The 15,490-nt window shown below is 69.4% G+C and carries 12 protein-coding genes; 2 read left to right on the top strand and 10 right to left on the bottom strand.

What is annotated here, in order from left to right:
• Nucleotides 1–103: 103 nt before the first annotated feature.
• From ACZ7OI_RS46300 to ACZ7OI_RS46285, 4 genes are all read right to left on the bottom strand, one after another.
• A complete protein-coding gene (locus tag ACZ7OI_RS46300; RefSeq protein ID WP_470270478.1) occupies nt 104–2,971 on the bottom strand; it encodes a helix-turn-helix transcriptional regulator in 2,868 nt (955 codons plus the stop codon).
• 741 nt (nt 2,972–3,712) lie between these two features.
• Nucleotides 3,713–5,884, bottom strand: a complete 2,172-nt coding sequence (locus tag ACZ7OI_RS46295) for a xanthine dehydrogenase family protein molybdopterin-binding subunit (protein WP_470270477.1) — start codon at nt 5,882–5,884, stop codon at nt 3,713–3,715.
• Nucleotides 5,881–6,843: an FAD binding domain-containing protein gene (locus tag ACZ7OI_RS46290; protein WP_470270476.1), complete on the bottom strand. Its 963-nt coding sequence runs from the start codon at nt 6,841–6,843 to the stop codon at nt 5,881–5,883. Before ACZ7OI_RS46290 ends, ACZ7OI_RS46295 begins: the two co-directional genes overlap by 4 nt.
• Nucleotides 6,830–7,282, bottom strand: coding sequence for a (2Fe-2S)-binding protein (locus ACZ7OI_RS46285; RefSeq protein WP_470231658.1), 453 nt, complete (start codon nt 7,280–7,282; stop codon nt 6,830–6,832). Before ACZ7OI_RS46285 ends, ACZ7OI_RS46290 begins: the two co-directional genes overlap by 14 nt.
• 231 nt (nt 7,283–7,513) lie before the next feature.
• On the opposite strand from ACZ7OI_RS46285, the gene ACZ7OI_RS46280 reads away from it, so the two are divergent.
• Nucleotides 7,514–8,065 carry a TetR/AcrR family transcriptional regulator gene (locus tag ACZ7OI_RS46280; protein WP_470270475.1) on the top strand — a complete coding sequence of 184 codons (552 nt, stop codon included), beginning with the start codon at nt 7,514–7,516 and terminating at the stop codon, nt 8,063–8,065.
• Between the two features lie 6 nt (nt 8,066–8,071).
• Here the strand turns inward: ACZ7OI_RS46280 and ACZ7OI_RS46275 are convergent, their stop codons facing one another.
• The 6 genes from ACZ7OI_RS46275 to ACZ7OI_RS46250 form a co-directional block, all read right to left on the bottom strand.
• The gene (locus ACZ7OI_RS46275) at nt 8,072–8,812 is read right to left on the bottom strand and encodes an alpha/beta fold hydrolase (protein WP_470270573.1); all 741 of its coding nucleotides are present in this window, start codon (nt 8,810–8,812) and stop codon (nt 8,072–8,074) included.
• Between the two features lie 123 nt (nt 8,813–8,935).
• Nucleotides 8,936–9,364, bottom strand: coding sequence for an acyl-CoA thioesterase (locus ACZ7OI_RS46270; protein ID WP_470270474.1), 429 nt, complete (start codon nt 9,362–9,364; stop codon nt 8,936–8,938).
• 10 nt (nt 9,365–9,374) lie between these two features.
• Nucleotides 9,375–12,350: a bifunctional [glutamine synthetase] adenylyltransferase/[glutamine synthetase]-adenylyl-L-tyrosine phosphorylase gene (locus ACZ7OI_RS46265; RefSeq protein ID WP_470270473.1), complete on the bottom strand. Its 2,976-nt coding sequence runs from the start codon at nt 12,348–12,350 to the stop codon at nt 9,375–9,377.
• Nucleotides 12,351–12,380: 30 nt separating this feature from the next.
• Entirely contained in the window at nt 12,381–13,511 is a 1,131-nt protein-coding gene (locus ACZ7OI_RS46260) for an inorganic phosphate transporter (protein ID WP_470270472.1), read from the bottom strand.
• Nucleotides 13,512–13,605: 94 nt separating this feature from the next.
• Nucleotides 13,606–14,355 (bottom strand): type 1 glutamine amidotransferase, encoded by a 750-nt coding sequence (locus tag ACZ7OI_RS46255; protein ID WP_470270471.1) that lies wholly within the window; start codon nt 14,353–14,355, stop codon nt 13,606–13,608.
• Nucleotides 14,352–14,768, bottom strand: a complete 417-nt coding sequence (locus ACZ7OI_RS46250) for a rhodanese-like domain-containing protein (protein ID WP_470270470.1) — start codon at nt 14,766–14,768, stop codon at nt 14,352–14,354. Before ACZ7OI_RS46250 ends, ACZ7OI_RS46255 begins: the two co-directional genes overlap by 4 nt.
• 126 nt (nt 14,769–14,894) lie before the next feature.
• Here ACZ7OI_RS46250 and ACZ7OI_RS46245 point away from each other — a divergent pair, with 126 nt between their 5' ends.
• Complete coding sequence (locus ACZ7OI_RS46245) at nt 14,895–15,332, top strand: Lrp/AsnC family transcriptional regulator (protein WP_470270469.1); 438 nt, start codon at nt 14,895–14,897, stop codon at nt 15,330–15,332.
• Nucleotides 15,333–15,490: the final 158 nt, after the last annotated feature.

Below are 15,490 nucleotides of genomic sequence, written 5' to 3'. Positions count from 1 at the left end.
GGCCACCGGGGCAGTGTCACCGGAATCCGTCACCGCGACGTCACCGTTTCCCCGCGACGGCCGGTAAATTCGGCATATTCCTTTTCCGTGGCCCGACCGTCGGTCAGCGAGCACCGTTCTCGCCGCGCCGGTCGCGCACCCACTGCGCCAGCCGAACCCGCGATTTGAGGCCGAGCTTGCGGTAGACGTTACGGAGATGCGTCTCCACAGTCCGCTCACTGAGGAAGAGCGCGGAGGCGATGTCCGCGTTCGACAGCCCCTTTCCGACCAGCACGGTGATCTCTGACTCCCGCCGGGTGAGCGGCCCGGACCGCTGCCCTGAAACCGAATGCCCCTGCTTCACGATCCGCTCCGGCCAGGGAGTACTGCCCGCCGCGGTGAACGCCGCCGTCGCCGAGGACGCCATCACCTCGGCTTCCGACGGGTCCAGCAGTTCGGCCAGCTCCACTTCCGCCTGTGCGGCAAGCAGATTCATCCCGAACCCGCGAAGCACGGTCGCCGAACCACGCAGCCGGTCGACCGCCTCCGTCGCGTTTCCCCGGGCAGCATCGGCGAATCCCTGCTGCCGGTCGGCGAGCGCGTGCAACACCGGAGCGTTGCTGCCCGCCCCTCGAAGCAGGCCGACCACACGGTCAGCTTCCGCCAGATCTCGCCGCTGCACCGCTGCGTATCCGGCGAAGGACACCCGAAGACAGTTGAGCTGCGTGTCGCCGAACGGCAGTGTGTCGGTCAGTGCCGGAGCTTGCGCCGCCACCCCGCGCCGCACCGCCAATGCCGTCGCCGCCAGGTCGAACGCGTCCAAGAGGTCGATCTGCGAAGGATCGTAGTGGCGGCGCGCGTCGGCCAGATCCGCCGCCGCTTCGTCAAGGTGACCTCGTTCCGCACGGACAAACGCCCGTCCAGCAAGGGTTCGTCCCACCAGCCGGTCCTGCCCGACCCGGCGCGCCTCCGCCACCGCACTGTCCATTTCAGACAGTGCGGTCCGGAGGTCCCCGGAGAAGTACCTCGTGGTCGCGAGCATTGTCTGCAGATAACACGAGGCAGACGGCAACCATTGCCGCACCGCCGGAGTACTGCTGACGTCCGCGACCCGGATCGCCGTGACGAGATCGCCGCGCAGCGTCGACAAGCCGTTGAGCATCATCCGCGGAGCGAACGCGAGCCGCGGGCCTTCGTCGCCACACCGAAGCGCAAGCTCCAGCGCACTGCGCAACTCCACGACCGCCGTTTCGACGTCACCCGACAACGCCGCCAGCGCCCCGGCCCCCAGATGCGCGACCGAATGCGCCCCCGGAGTGTCGCTTGTGGACGGCAGGGCGACGAGTTCCCGCGAAATCACCGCCAGCTCGGGAAAATCGCCGTGCCGCAACGCGATGATCCAATGGATCAGCAACCGCGTCGGCGGATCCGTCTCTGGACGGCGACCGCTGGCCCTCGCCAACCCGACCGCCGCCGGAAGATTCCCGCGCTCGACTTCGAGCAGCGCCTGCAAATGCCGCCACGCCCGCCGTCGCTCGGTGTCCTGCCCACGCCGCTCGCTCAGCGCGACCGCGTCCCGCAACAGCTCGGCGGCCTCGTCCAACCGGCCACGGCCCTGCTGCAACCTCGCTAAATCGACAAGCAACGCCGGCACCGCGTCCGGCCGCGCATCCCGCGCCCGCCGCAACGCAGCCGCGAGATACTCAGCAGCTTCGTCCAGATCCCCGACGGTCAACGCGCGGGTCCCCGCCGCGCTGAACGCCTCGATCGCCCGATCCACCGGAACACTGTTCCCGCCAGCCGCGTAGTGCGGTGCCGCCGCGACAGTACGGTCCGCGCGATGCAGCGCCGCTCCGATCGCCGCGTGCAGCGCCCTCCGCTCAGCGAGCAGGAGTTCGTGATAAACCGCCTCGGCGTAAAGAGGATGCGCCACTTGATAATGCGGCTCGATCTCGGACTGATGCTCAGTGACCAGCCGGCGCCCGACCAACCGCCGCAGCGCCGCGTGCAGCGCGGACAAGCTCATCCCGGAGACATCGGCGAGCACCTCCGGCCGCCCGTGCGTCCCGGCGACCGCGACCACCTCCAGCAGCCGCCGGTCCACCTCGCCGAGCCTGCTGATCTGCTCCCGCACGACGTCCCGGATCACTTCAGGCAGCGGTCCGCACATCCGGCTAGCGACAAGATGCCGGGTCAGCGCGACCACGAACAACGGGAACCCGGACGCCCGAGCCGTGACCGCCCGCAGCAACGCGAGCGGCGGCGGCGTGCCCAGGACGTGCTGCACCAGTTCGCGCACCGCCTGGTCGGTGAGCGGCGCGAGTTCGAGCAGCCGGTCCGCCTGATTCCGCCGAGTCGCCTCCGCCATCGCCTCGAGCGCCTCGTTGTCGACGCCCGAGCGGAAACACCCGACCACGAGCAGCGGCAGTTCCTCCGCGTTGCGCCCGAGATAGTGCAGCAGTTCGACGGTCCCCCGATCAGCGCAATGGAGGTCGTCGACGACGAGCAGCACCGGACTGCGGAGGGTGAGCTGCCGCGTCGCCGCGAGCACCGCTTCGCACATCCGGGTGCGCTGCAGTCCCGGATCCCCGGCTTCGGGTGAAACCGGACGCAGATCGGGGAACAATGCGCCGAGATTACCGGGCTCCGGAGAAAATCCGGCGGATTCACTCAGATGGCCGCGGAAAGCCTGGACGATCGGCGCGTAGGAAAGGCCCGACAACAACGGGTCCGCGCGCCCCTCGACAATCGCGAATCCCTTGCCCCGAGCCGCCCCGATCGCCTCGGCGGCCAGCCGGGACTTGCCGATCCCCGGCTGCCCGCACACCACGACCGCGCCCCCTCGCCCGGCACCCGCAGCGTCGATCGCCCCTGCCAGCACAGCGAATTCGGCGTCCCGGCCGATCAACGGAACGCCCGGCTCGGATCCGCGATACGAGGCGCCCCCGCCTCTTCGAGGCAGGTCCGCACTCCCGGCCGGTACGGCGTCCATTCGCCAGCCTCCCCGAACAAGTGCCCACGAAACCATACCGCCCGCGAGCAGGAAGACGAGCGAATTTCTCGGGAGGGGAAAATGGCGAGGAGAATCTGGCCGCTGACCTGCGGACGACGCATCCGAGCCGCTCGTGGCCAGCCTGCGGCGCACAGCTGAGGACAATTTTCCGGATGTGGGCAATGGGGTGAATGGGACCGAGGAGCAGTTCCGGCGACGGTTCAGGGTGCGGTGCGGAAACGGCGTGCGCGTGGGCCTGGGCGGGTTCTGCCGTGGCACGCTCCGCGTGCGAGACGAGGCGAACCGCGAACCTCACCGGCTTGCGGCCCGGTGCAGTGCTCCGCCGGTGTTCCAGGATCGCCCGGCACGCGCTGCCCGGCGCTCCGCGATCGAGCGCGCACGCACTCCGGCCCGCGCTGCCCGGCCTTCCAGGATCCACCGCGCACGCGCTCACTTGCTCGGCGCTGGGGACCCGTCTCACACACCGCTCTGGCCCACGTCACCCACCCGCAGCGCCAGGCCCGCCGCACACAACGCCTCGGCCCGCACCGCCCTCACGCCAGAGGCCCACGGCACGCGCCCTCCGGCGCACCACCCGCACACCGCCGCAAACACACCGCGCACAACACCCCCAGCGCGCCACCCGCCACAGCTCCGCACCCAGCGCGCCACCGACCCACGCCAGACCCGCCTGGCCGAGCCCCGCGAAGGGGCGCCCGCACCCGGACGCCCCCACCCGGGTCACTCCACCAGCAGATCCTCGATCATGATCGGAATGCTCCGCACCCGAACCCCGGTCGCGTTGCACACCGCGTTCGCCACCGCGGCCGCCATGCCCACCGCGCCGATCTCGCCTACTCCGCGGGCTCCGACCGCGTTGTGCAGCGTGTCCGGGTATTCGACGAACTGCACGTCGATCTCCGGGATGTCGGCGTTGACCGGCAGCAGGTAGCTCGCGAAGTCCGCGTTCGCGGGACGTCCGCTCGGCTCCGTTTCCAATCCTTCGTGCAGGGCCGCCGACACGCCCCAGATCATGCCGCCGGACAGCTGGCTCCTCGCCTGCGTCGGGTTGATAATCCGGCCGCCGTCGAAGACGCCCAGCATCCTCGACACCCGGACCTCGCGGGTCAGCCGGTGCACCCGGACCTCGCAGAACTGCGCGCCGAACGAGCTGAACGAATGCTTCGTCATCTCCTCGCCCGGTGCGGAGGAACCCCTGGCGGACAAGGATTCCCGGCCGATCGCGCGCAGCAGTTCACCGAACGGCATGGTGCCGCGGTTGCCGTGCAGCAGGCCCTCGGCGTACGTGACCACCTCGCCCTCGAACGGCGCGCCCGGTTCGGCGGCGAGCGCCACCAGTTCGTCGAGCAGTGCGGTCGCCGCGAGCATGATCGCGGTGCCGGTGCTCGCCGTCGCGGTCGAGCCGCCGGACATCCCGCCCGGCGCGTACCGGGAATCGCCCAGGTGCGGGGTGACGCGTTCCGGGTCGATGTCGAGGGATTCGGCCCCGATCGTGGCCAGCACGGTGAGCAGCCCGGTGCCCGGGTCGGCCCCGCTCGTGGAGACGTCCGCGGTCTCGTCCGCGTTGAGCGTGATCTCGACCGTCGCCGGGAAGCGCAGGCCCGGGAACATCGCGGTCGCCGTGCCCATGCCGACGAGCCAGTCCCCGTCGACGTGCCCGCGCGGCGACCGGTTCGCCCAGCCGAACCGCTGCGCCCCGATCTCGTAGCACTCGTCGAGGTGCTTGCTCGACCACTGCAGGTCGACCCCGGGAGGAGCGAGCGAACTGTTGCGCCTCCGCAGTTCGATCGGGTCCATCTCGAGCGCGATCGCGAGTTCGTCGACCGCGCTCTCGAGCGCGAACGACCCCGACGCCTCCCCCGGCGCGCGCATGAACGTGCCCGGCGGAATGTGCAGCGGCACCATCTTCTGGCTGATCGACAGGTTCTGCGTCGCGTACCACTCGCGCGAGGTGCCGTGCGAAGTCGGCTCCACAAAGGACCGGCTCATCGACGTGGCCGACCAGGAATCGTGCTGCACCGCGATCAGCGTGCCGTCGCGGTCCGCGCCCAGTGCGACCTTCTGCACCGTGGCCGGCCGGTTCGCGGTCGCCGTGAACACCTGCTCGCGGGTGAGCGCGCACTTCACCGGACGGTCCAGCGCCTTGGCTGCGGCCGCGGCCAGCATCGCCGGCGCCGAGGTGCCCGCCTTGCCGCCGAACGCTCCGCCCACGTACGGGTTCACCGCGTGGATGGCCGACGGCTCGATGCCCAGCACCCCGGCCATTTCCGCGGCTTGCAGGTGACTGGCCTGGTTTCCGCTGTAGAGGGCCAGCTCGCCGCCGTCCCACTTCGCGACCGCCGAATGCGGTTCCATCGCCGCGTGGTTCTGCGTCGCGGTGCGGTAGGTCTGCGAGACGACGACCGGGCTCTGCGCCAGTGCGTCCACAATGGACTCGACGCCGTCGGCGAGTACCTCGATCGACGGCGGGGCACCCCGACTCTCCGGCGCGTCCTCCGCGGTCGCGAGCCCATCCTCCATCGACGTCCGCGCGGGCTTCTCCTGGTACGAGACCTCGATCAGCCCCGCCGCGTCCCGCGCCTGCTCGAACGTTTCCGCGACGACCAGCCCGATCGGCTGTCCGTAGAACACCACGTCCCGGTCGTGCAGCGGCAGCCACACGTCGCCCATCAGCTGCGACTTGAACGGGTGCAGTTCGAGCGGGTCGAACGGGCTGTAGACGCTGACCACCCCGGGCGCGCTCTTCGCCGCGGTCACGTCCATCGCGGTGATCTCGCCGTGCGCGATCGTGCTGAGCACGATGTACCCGTACAGCATGCCCGGGAGAGTGCGGTCCAGCGCGTAGTCTGCGGCACCGGTGACTTTCCGCGGAGCGTCCAGCCGCGCACTCATGCCCGGCTCCCTTCGGTCAGTTCGAGCAGCGCGCGGACGATCGTCCGCTTCAGCAGCGAAGGTTTGAACACGTTGCCGGACAACGGCTTTGCCCCGTCCACCGCGACCGCGGCGGCAGCCGCGAAGGCTTCCTCGGTCAGCTCCGCACCGCGCAGCGCCTCTTCCACGGCGGGCAGCCGCCACGGCACCGTCCCGACCCCGCCCGCCGCCACACGGGCATCGGCGATCTTCCCGTCGCGCACGTCGAGCGCGACCGCCGCCGAGCACAGTGCGAACTCGTACGACTGCCGGTCGCGGATCTTGACGTACGTGGAGTTCTCCGCCCAGTCGAGCCGCGGCACGCGCACCTCGGTGATCAGCTCGCCGGGGCGCAGGTCGTGCTCGATTTCCGGGGTGTCGCCCGGTTCGCGGTAGAACTCGGTCAGCGCGACGGTCCGGGTTCCCTCGGCACTGGCCAGCACGACCTCCGCGTCGAGCGCGACCAGCGCCACCGCGACGTCGCTGGCGTGAGTGGCCACGCACGAGTCGCTGGTGCCGAGGATCGCGTGCATCCGGTTGACGCCGGAAATCGCCGAACAGCCACTGCCCGGCGAACGCCGGTTGCACGGCATCGCGACGTCACGGAAGTACGAGCACCGCGTGCGCTGCATCAGGTTTCCGCCGATGCTGGCCATGTTCCGCAGCTGCTGCGACGCGCTGAGCAGCAGCGCGCGCGAGATCGCCGGGTACACGCCGGGATGCGCGGCGATGTCGCCCATCCGTTCCAGCGCGCCGAACCGCAGGCCGTCGGCGGTGTCGATGCCCCGCAGCGGCAGGTCGTTGATGTCCAGCACCTGCTGCGGGGTCAGGACGTCGAGCTTCATCAGGTCGACCAGGGTGGTGCCGCCTGCCAGGTAGGCGCCCGCGCTGCCCAGCGCGTCCTCGACCGTGGCGGGTGCGGTGAGCTCAAACGGTCGCATCGGCCTGCCTCGCCTGTTCCACGGCGCGCACGATGTTCGGATAAGCCGAACAGCGGCACAGATTTCCGGACATGAACTCGCGGACGTCGGACACGTCGTCGCGCACCGCGGCGACCGCCGACATCACCTGCCCGGACGTGCAGAACCCGCACTGCAGCGCGTCCTGGTCCACGAACGCCTGCTGCACCGGGTGCAGTTCGTCCTCAGTGGACAGTCCTTCGACGGTGGTGACGGGACCGCGCACGGCGGCCGCGAGCGTGAGGCAGGACAGCACCGGCTTGCCGTCGACGTGCACGGTGCAGGCGCCGCACTGACCGCGGTCGCAGCCCTTCTTCGGGCCGGTGATGCCGAGCCGCTCGCGCAGCGCGTCCAGGAGGGTCACTCCCGGCTCGACGCCGAGTTCCTCGGTTCTTCCATTGACTTCAAGGGAAATGTCCACAGTAGGGTTCGCTTTCCCGCAGTCCGTCCGCGGCGGACGTCCTGCGGCGTGATGGTGGTGGTGACGGCCCTTCGGGAACACGAGCCGCCGGAGATAAACCGGATATTCATCCGCTTGGCTCGCTTTGCACGAGGCTAGCGGATTAGAATCCGGTACGCAACGAAGTGGAGCTACTCCAGGTGCGGCTGGAGCGGCTCCAGGGCAGACAAACGAAGAGACGCGGGAGGCGCGATGCCGGTGAGCCCGCGGCGGGCGGATACCCGGCGCAACCACGAGCGGATCCTGGCGGTGGCGGCGGAAACCGTGAGCCGGGCAGGAGAGGTGTCGTTCAACGCGGTCGCCAAGGAAGCGGGCGTCGGCGTCGGCACGGTGTACCGGCACTTCCCCACGCCGGAATCGCTGGTGCTGGCCGTCTACGAGCGCGAGGTGAACCAGCTCGTCGAGATCGTGCCCGAATTACTCGCCAAACATTCCCCCGATCAGGCGTTGCGCGTCTGGATCGTGGACCACCTGGCGCACTACATGATGACGAAACGCGGGCTGGCCAACGCGTTGCGCGCGTCGCGAAGCGAGTTGCCGACACAGGCGTACGCGCGGATGCTCGACGCGCTGGACACGCTGCGGAAGGCGAACGCCGAAGCAGGCACGATCCGGCCGAATCTCACCACGGAAACGCTGATGCGCGGCCTCGGCGGGCTGTTCTTCCTTACCCCGGAAGGAGATTGGAAGGCAGAGACCGAAGGAGTGGTCGACCTGGTGTGGCACGGAATGCGGCTGGACTGACCGGCGTCACGCCGCGGTGAGGGTTTCGATGATGGTCCTCGCGCTGGCTTTCGGATACGCCGTCGGGCCGTTGTGACCGCCGGGCCACGGGGTCAACGGCAGGTCCAGTTCTCGTGCCAGTGCTTGCGCGCAGCGGTGAGTCCACAGCTCGCCGGACTTCTCGCCCGCGCCCACGATCAACCGGTCCCGATGCGCGCGAAGAGCCTCGACATCCAAGCGGTAGGCGCGCCCCGCGCCAAGATCGTGTTCGAAGTAGAACGACATGTCCTGAATGAACTGCGGCGTCACCACGAGTGCCGGGGCATCGGCCTCGCGGTCGGCCGGATTCATGCCGATCAGGGCGGCGAGTTGCCCCAGAGCCGCTCCCGCACCAGAGGTCTCGAAAGTCTGGGCCAGGCGCGCGAGCCCGGCGTCCGCTTCTTCCCGCACCGCGCCGCTGAGCAGATGAGTGTCCGGAGGCTCGTGCGCGACCAGCTTCACGACGTCCTGCGGATAGCGAGCCAAGAGATCCAGAGCGATCAGGCAGCCGATGCTTGTAGCGAAGAGACGCACACCGCCACCGCCGAGCGTCTCGATCAAGCTGTGCAAGTCATCGGCATGCGTCTGGATTGTCGGAGACGGCGCGCCCAGGGCAAGAGGGCTGCGCGAGACGCCGCGGCGGTCATAGGAGACCACGGTGAAACGCGGCTCGAGCATCTCCCGCATCGGGTCTGTCTGACTAGCCTGTCCAGCTCCGCCCGGCACCATCACCAGCACCGGACCGTCTCCGGCTGCCTGCCCGCGAACTACGCAGCCAGCAAGAGACACGTGCAACGAGCTTCCCACCACGAGCACTCCCCCTTGAGCTTTGGGCCGCCGCACCAGGCGCGATCACTCCGAGGTCGACAACACCTTCAAATCGACCCCAGCACGCTCGAAATGCCCCCGCGGATCCGGCACCAACTTGCGCTTCTCCAGATCCATCAGCCCCAGCGTGCACTTGATCTCGGCCGACAGCGTCCCGTCCACCTTGATGATGCGCGAGGTCATCCAGAACACCTTGCCGTCGCCGAACGAGGCATCGCAGGTCACGTCCACCTCGTCGCCGGCGCGCAGTTCCCGCCGGTAGACGATGTTCGATTCGAGCAGAACCGGCGCGAGCCGCGATTCGTGCAAAGCACCGCCGCCGGCTGCCTCGAAGACTTCCAGCCGGGAGACCTCGCCGTACGAGTGGTACACGGCATGGTTCAGGTGGCCCAGCGTGTCGAGTTCGTAGTGGCGCACCTTGATCCGGGTGCGGAACGGTTCGCGGTCGGTCACGAGGCCCAGGTTAGTTGTCGTAGAAGAGTTCCTCGACCACAGCATGCGCGTGCCTCGTCACACGGCGGTAGGCGTCGAGGAACTCGCCAGGGTCGTCGTCCACCGAGTAACCGAACACGCGCGCCACCGCGGCGAGGTCACGGCCAGTGCCGGGCACCTCGTCCGCTGCTTTCCCGCGGACCAGCATCGTCGCGTTGCGCACGCGGGTGGCCAGCAGCCAGGCCTCGCGCAACGACTCCACCGACTCGGCCGGCGCGAGACCCGCTTCGGCCAAGGCGGTCAGCGCGTCGAGAGTCGACGTCGTCCGCAGGCCAGGCACCTCGTGCGCATGCTGCAACTGCAGAAGCTGGACAGTCCACTCGACGTCGGCGAGACCGCCTCGGCCGAGTTTCGTGTGCCGCGTCGGGTCGGCGCCTCGCGGGAGACGTTCGGTCTCCACCCGGGCCTTGATCCGCCGGATCTCGCGCGCGTCCGTCGGGTCGAGCCCGCCCTCGGGATAGCGCAACGGGTCGATCATCTCGATGAACCGCCGGCCAAGCTCCTCGTCACCGGCGGCGAACCGGGCCCGCAGCAACGCCTGCGACTCCCACACCTCGCCCCAGCGCTGGTAGTACGCCCGGTACGACTCCAGCGTCCGCACGAGCGGTCCGCTGCGTCCTTCCGGCCGGAGATCGGCGTCGACGACCAGCGCCGGGTCCGCGCTCGGCGCGCCGAGGATCTTCCGCACCGTCTCCGCGACCGACGAGGCGAACCGCAGCGCTTCGGCGTCCGGAACCCCTTCGGCGGGCTCGCAGACGAAGAGAACGTCGGCGTCCGAGCCGTAGCCCAGTTCCGCGCCGCCGAGCCGCCCCATGCCGATGACCGCGATCGTCGCCGGGGTACGTCCCAGCTCAGCCTGCCGTTGCCGGTAAGCCGCCGACAACGCTCCCTGCAACACGGCCACCCACACGCTCGACAGCGCTTCGCAGACCGAAGGAACATCAAGCAGTCCCAACAAATCCGCGCAGGCGACGCGCAACAGCTCATGCCGGCGCAACGACCGCGCGGCGGTGACGGCAGCGCTCAACCCGGGCTGACGGCGTACGGCGGCCCGCAGCGACGTCGCCACTTCGGCCGGCGTGCGTCCGGTCAGCCGAGCCGGATCTCCCAGCAGCTGCAGCACTTCCGGCGCGCGGACGAGCAGGTCCGGCACCAAATTCGACGTGCCGAGCAGGAAAGCCAGCCGCTCGACGACCGTGCCCTCGTCACGCAGCACGCGCAGGTACCAAGGCGTGTCCTGAAGCGCCTCGGACACCTTGCGGTACGAGAGCAGGCCGCCGTCCGGATCCGGCGTATCGGCCAAGCAGTCGAGCAACACCGGGAGCAGCGCCTGCTGGATAGCCGCGCGCCGCGACACCCCCGAGGTCAGCGCCTTGATGTGCTGCAGCGCGCCTTCCGGTGCGGCATACCCGAGCGCGGCGAGCCGGCTGGCGGCCTGTTTCGTGGTGAGCCGCAACGCTTCCGTCGGCACATTCGCGACCGACTGCAGCAGCGGACGGTAGAAAACCTTCTCGTGCAGCCGCCGAATCCCCTGCGCGTGGCGGCGGAACTCGGCAAGCAGCGCCTCGCCTTGGCTGCGTCCGCGAACCGCCCGAATCCCACAGGCACGCGCGAGAATGCGCAGCTCATCGGTGTCCGAGGCGGCCGGGAACAGGTGGGTACGCCGCAACCGGCGCAGCTGCAGCCGATGCTCGACGGTGCGCAGGAACTCATATGACGAGCTCATCTCCGCCGCATCCGCGCGGCCGACGTACCCACCGTCGCCCAGCGCGGCCAATGCCTCCAAAGTGGACGGCGAGCGCAGCGCCGGATCCACCCGGCCGTGCACGAGTTGCAGCAGCTGCACCGCGAACTCGACGTCCCGCAGTCCGCCGCGGCCCAGTTTCAGCTCGCGTTCGAGATGCTCCGACGCGACGTGGTCCTCCACCCGCCGGCGCATCTGCTGTACCTCGGTCACGAAGTTCTCGCGGTCCGCGGCCGACCACACCATCGGCGCGACCATCTCCGCGTACTGACGGCCCAGTTCGACGTCGCCCGCCACCGGACGAGCCTTCAGCAAAGCCTGGAACTCCCAGGTCTTCGCCCATTTCTGGTAGTACGCGGTGTGCCCTTCGAGCGTGCGCACCAACGCGCCGCTCTTGCCTTCCGGCCGCAACGCCGCGTCGACCTCGAAGCACGCGTTGCCGACGAGGCGCATCATCGTGCTGGCCAACCGGGTCGCGACGCCGAGATCACCGGCCCCGACGAAGATGACGTCGACGTCGCTCACGTAGTTCAGCTCGCGACCGCCGGTCTTGCCCATCGCGATCACCGCGAGCGTGCCTTCGGCGGACGCGCCGACCTCCTGAGCGGCGACCACGAGCCCGGCCTGCAGCGACGCTTCGGCGAGGGTGGTCAGCTCGCTGGCGATGTCGCGGAACTGCGGGTGTTCCAGCCCGGGCTCCACGAGATGACCGAGGTCAGCCGCGGCGATGCCAAGCAACAGTCCGCGATAGCCGGCACGCAACTCATGTTCGGCCGCCGTCCCGGTGACGTACGTTCCGTCGTTCTGCCGAACCCGCTCAAGCAACCGTTCCGCGAACTTCGCCGGATCGGTGCAGCGGTTGTCCGCGAGACAGCGCCACTCACCGGGATTGGCGACGAGGAAGTCCGCCAGCGCGGTGGAGGTGCCGAGCACGCCCAACAGCCGCCCGCGGAACGTCCGGTTCTCGCGGAGCGCGCTGTCCAGTTCGGGCCAACCTGGTTCGTCGGCCTCGCGGATGCGGTCGAGCCCGGCTAGCGCGAGGTCGGGATCCGCGGCACGGGACAGGGCGAGCAGGACGTCAGTCGCGCCGTCGGCGGGTCCGCCTTCGGTCCACCAGCCCGCTGCGCGCAGTTGACCGTCGGCCCGGGTGTCAGTGAAGCCGTACCTGGCCGCCGAAGCTGTAGTCCGCGCGCGCTCTGCCATCGCTCACACCGTAGCCGGACATGGGGCGGTTCAGGCAGCCAGGCGGTCCGGTTCGGTGTCGGCGGCAGAAGGTTCGGGGACCTGGAAGCTGTGCGCGGTGACGGGTTTGCGCCGCGACAGGAGGTAAATCCCGGCCGCGAAGAGAATCCCGGCGACGCCGACCGCGATGGTCCCGGCCTCGCCGAGCGACGCGATCTTGCCCGCCGCCGCGCCGACGATCGCCGCCGCGGGCAGCGTGAACAGCCACGCGAGCACCATCCGGCCCGCCATCCGCCAGCGCACCGGAGCCTCGCGACGGCCGACGCCGGAGCCGACGATCCCGCCCGAGCACACGTGCGTGGTCGACAGCGGGAAGCCGAGGTGCGAGGACAGCAGGATCACGACAGCGCTGCTGGTCTGCGCGGAAAAGCCCTGCGGACCTTCGATGTCGGTGAGGCCCTTGCCGAGGGTGTGCGTGATCCGCCAGCCGCCCAGGTACGTGCCCAGCGCCAGCGCGGACGCGGCGCTGATGATCACCCAGACCGGCGGAGCGGACCCGGCGGGGAGACTGCCCGCCGCCACGAGCGTCAGGGTGATGACGCCCATCGTCTTCTGCGCGTCGTTGGTGCCGTGCGCGAGCGAGACCAGCGACGCGGAGACGATCTGTCCGACCCGGAACCCGCGGCCTCCGCGCTTGCGGACCAGGAACCGGTAGACGAGGAAGGTGACCGCGGCCGCCGCCACGCCCGCGATGATCGGGGACGCGGCGGCCGGAACGAGCACCTTGTCGACGATCTTGGCGAAGTGGACGGAGTCCGCGCCGGCGGACACCCAGGTCGCGCCGATCAGGCCGCCGAACAGCGCGTGCGACGAACTCGACGGCAGGCCGACGTACCAGGTGAAGAGGTTCCAGACGATCGCCCCGATGAGCCCGCCGAACACGATGGCGGGCCCGATCCTCGTTTCGTCGACCAGACCGCTGGAAATCGTTTTCGCGACCTCGACCGACAGGAACGCGCCTGCCAGGTTCAAGACCGCGGAGATCGCGACGGCGACGCGGGGCCGGAGTGCTCCGGTGGCGATCGAGGTCGCCATCGCGTTCGCCGTGTCGTGGAAGCCGTTGGTGAAATCGAAAACCAGCGCCGTGCAGATCACGACGACGACGAGCAGCGAGGGGTCCACCCCGACCTCCGAACCCTACGGAAATACCTCTCGCAAGGTACCTGACCGTTTGGGTGAACCGTTAACTCGCCGTAAGTGATTCCGACGTCATCCGTTAAGCCAGCGGCAACTGGCGTTGACTTTCCGGAGCCGCCTGCAGCTGACCGGCGGCCAACTGGACGAACCTGCGCGCGAACGGACGCCACGTCTCGGCGATCTCCGCGTGCGCTGAGATCAAGGAGTCGCCCTCGAGCGCGCCCGGACGGGTGAGTTCCGCCATTTCCGGCTCCGCCTCGGCCCAGGCGAGGACGACGTCCGGAGTGGTCTCGATGTGGAACTGGACACCGTAGACACAACGGTTCATCCGATACGCCTGGTGCGGGTACTTCGGCGTGGACGCGAGCAGCTCGGCGCTCGCCGGCAGGACGGTGATGACGTCGCGGTGGAACTGCAGGACATCCGGGAGGAAGGGCATGTCCGCGAAGAGCGGATCGATCCACGCCGCGTCCTTCTTGGACACGAGCCCCGGCCCGACCTCAGGCCCGGCCGCGCCCTCCGCGACCTGCCCGCCGGTCGCGACGGCGAGCAGCTGCGCGCCGAGACAGATCGCGAGCGTCGGCACGGCCTTCCCCACCGCGGCGGCGAGAAGCTTCCGGACGTCGACGAGCCAGGGGTGCTGGGAGTCGTCGAGCGCGCCCATGCCGCCGCCGAGACAGATCAGCCCGTCGTAGCCGTCGAGACTCGCGGGCAGGCCCTGCTCCGGCGGCAGCCGCACGTCGAGCTCCGCACCCGCCTCGGTGAGCCACTCCCCGAGCGGGCCGAGCGGGTCAGTGGCGTCGGGCTGGATGATGAGCAGACGAGTCACGGCGTCCAGGGTACGGCCATGCCGGCCTCCGTCGGATAGCCGTGGGCGAGCCAGGTCGTGATGCCGCCGGAGAGCCGCTTCACCGTGAAGCCGAGCCGCGCGAGCCGGTACGCGCCCTGGGTGGCGGCGTTGCAGTAGATGCTCTCGCAGTAGCAGACGTAGACGAGGCTCCGGTCGAGGTCACGGGTGCTTTCTTCGGTCATTTCCCGGTACGGCAAGCAGATCGCGCCCGGCAGGTGCGCTTCGGCGAACGCGCCGGGGCTGCGGGTCTCGACGAGGACGTAGCCGTCGGTGCGAGCGTCCGCGAAGTCCAGGGCGAGATCGACCGGGTCGACCTCGAAGGCGAGTTCGCGCCCGAAGTACTGGACGGCGTCGGCGGCTTCGCTGGGGAGGGAAAGGATCCGTGGTTTCACGCTGTTGATCCTCCCGTTCCGCCGCCGGTGGGAGACAGGGGAAGATCCAGGTGTTCCGCCGTCTTCACCAGGGTTTTCCGGGTCTGGACGGCAGTTAGCCTGGAGCTTGGGAAAGGGGTGCTGCGAGTGGATCTGGACGACGTTGATCGGCACCTGCTGGAGCTGCTCCAGTCCGACGGCCGCCTGACGTTCTCGGAACTCGGCCGCCGGGTTTCGCTGTCCGCGCCTGCCGTGACGGAGCGGGTGCGCCGGCTGGAACAGCGCGGAGTGATCACTGGCTACTCGGCACGGGTCGACCCTGAAAAACTGGGTCGTCCGATCCAGGCGATGATCCGGGTCCGCGTCCGCAGCCTGGACGGGCCGCGGTTCCGCGAGGCGATCCTCCCGCTGCCGGAGATCACCGACGCCGATCACGTCACCGGGGACGAATGCTGGCTGCTCCGGGTGCACTGCCGGACGACGGCGGAGCTGGAGCAGTTCGTGGAACGAGCCCAGCGCTACGGCGAGACGACGACGTCACTGGTGTTCTCGTCTCCCGTTCGGAGCCGCGGGCTGCCGCTGTGACCTGGATACGACGAAGGCCCGAACCTCGCCTGAGGTTCGGGCCCTAATGGTCCGGAAATAAGCCTGGGCCCCGGGAGAACCGCGTGGGTTCTCGACCGGGGCCCAGACCATTCAAAGTAAGTTCGGCGGTGTCCTACTCTCCCACAACCCTTCGGTTG

Source organism: Amycolatopsis sp. NPDC114503, from assembly GCF_055633655.1.
Note: the sequence above shows the minus strand (reverse complement) of the source record. Positions and strands in the feature narration are given on the sequence as shown.